We start from the raw sequence: 1,824 nt of genomic DNA on the forward strand, positions 1-1,824 counted from the left end.
TGATATCCCTTCCTGCAGAATGAAAAATCACACAACCAATATTTATTCAATGAAATCTGATGGTTTTAACTTGTTAACATTAAAAAACGTGCCCGGTTATCTATTATCCTGATTCGTAAAGGCCAAACAATAAATTCATTATGATGATAATATTCATGTGATAGTTTGTTTGCGGCGAGAGATAATTCGCTTTTTATCACCGAGCTTCTCCCGATAACCAGGATTAATCAGCGCAATTTTGATCTTAACCTACCGCAAAACAACCGTGCTTCATGATACAAATGGATTCTCATTATCTGAACAATACGCAGCACGTCTATGACAAAGGGCGAGTTATGCAAACTGAGCAACAGCGAGCCGTAACGCGGCTTTGTATCCAGTGTGGATTATTTCTTTTGCAACATGGTGCGGAAAGCGCGTTGGTTGATGAGCTTTCCTCACGACTGGGTCGGGCGCTGGGAATGGACAGCGTTGAAAGTTCTATCTCTTCGAACGCCATAGTGCTGACAACCATTAAAGATGGGCAATGCCTGACATCGACACGTAAAAATCACGATCGCGGCATTAATATGCATGTGGTGACTGAAGTCCAGCACATTGTGATTCTGGCGGAGCACCATCTGCTGGATTACAAAGGCGTAGAGAAACGATTTAGCCAAATTCAGCCATTACGTTACCCAAGATGGCTGGTAGCCTTAATGGTTGGCCTTTCTTGTGCCTGTTTCTGTAAACTCAATAAAGGTGGCTGGGATGGTGCCGTCATCACCTTCTTTGCCAGTACGGCCGCGATGTATATCCGCCAGCTGCTGGCACAACGTCATCTTCATCCACAAATCAACTTTTGCCTTACCGCTTTCGCCGCCACCACCATTTCCGGATTGCTTTTGCAACTCCCCACTTTCAGCAATACCCCCACCATTGCGATGGCCGCCAGCGTTCTGCTGCTGGTGCCGGGATTTCCGTTGATAAATGCCGTCGCCGATATGTTTAAAGGCCACATCAATACCGGACTGGCACGCTGGGCGATCGCCAGTCTGCTGACACTGGCTACCTGCGTCGGCGTGGTGATGGCACTGACGATTTGGGGGCTACGCGGATGGGTGTGATCGAGTTTCTGTTTGCATTGGCGCAGGATATGATCCTCGCCGCCATTCCAGCGGTCGGCTTTGCGATGGTGTTCAACGTTCCCGTTCGGGCATTACGCTGGTGTGCGCTGCTTGGCGCGATTGGTCATGGTTCACGAATGATCTTAATGACCAGCGGGCTGAATATTGAGTGGTCAACCTTTATGGCTTCTATGCTGGTCGGCACCATTGGTATTCAATGGTCGCGCTGGTATCTGGCGCATCCGAAAGTGTTTACCGTGGCGGCTGTTATCCCCATGTTCCCTGGCATATCGGCTTATACCGCAATGATTTCGGCGGTAAAAATCAGCCAGTTAGGCTACAGCGAGTCATTGATGATTACCCTGTTAACCAACTTTCTTACAGCTTCATCGATTGTTGGTGCATTATCCATCGGTCTTTCCATTCCTGGATTATGGTTGTACCGCAAGCGCCCTCGCGTATAAAATTGCCTCGCTTAAAGCACACGGATGAGAGACAGCCTCCTCTCCTCCGTGTGTTACTATAAAAGTTATCTCCCTTCTCGTTCATCGTTCCATATTTGAGAAACAGTATGTCTTCCAGAGTTTTGACCCCGGACGTCGTTGGTATTGACGCCCTGGTACACGATCACCAAACCGTTCTGGCAAAAGCTGAAGGCGGTGTGGTTGCCGTATTTGCTAACAATGCCCCGGCGTTTTATGCCGTCACGCCTGCACGC

General features: G+C 48.5%; 2 protein-coding genes and 1 pseudogene. All 3 read left to right on the plus strand.

Features of this window, described 5'->3' with window-relative positions; genetic code table 11:
* Positions 1–335: 335 nt before the first annotated feature.
* Positions 336–1,106, plus strand: coding sequence for a threonine/serine exporter ThrE family protein (locus tag QZF50_RS23575; protein WP_001340933.1), 771 nt, complete (start codon positions 336–338; stop codon positions 1,104–1,106).
* Entirely contained in the window at positions 1,097–1,570 is a 474-nt protein-coding gene (locus QZF50_RS23580; protein ID WP_000538177.1) for a threonine/serine exporter, read from the plus strand. Before QZF50_RS23575 ends, QZF50_RS23580 begins: the two co-directional genes overlap by 10 nt.
* 107 nt (positions 1,571–1,677) lie before the next feature.
* Positions 1,678–1,824: pseudogene (locus QZF50_RS23585) on the plus strand (primosomal protein DnaI); the annotation flags it as partial.

Source organism: uncultured Escherichia sp. (assembly GCF_948475835.1).
Classification (GTDB): domain Bacteria; phylum Pseudomonadota; class Gammaproteobacteria; order Enterobacterales; family Enterobacteriaceae; genus ECMA0423.

Coding starts and splice junctions, on each gene's coding strand:
- QZF50_RS23575 (WP_001340933.1), top strand. CDS start 336: ATGCAAACTGAGCAACAGCGAGCCGTAACGCGGCTTTGTATCCAGTGT.
- QZF50_RS23580 (WP_000538177.1), top strand. CDS start 1,097: ATGGGTGTGATCGAGTTTCTGTTTGCATTGGCGCAGGATATGATCCTC.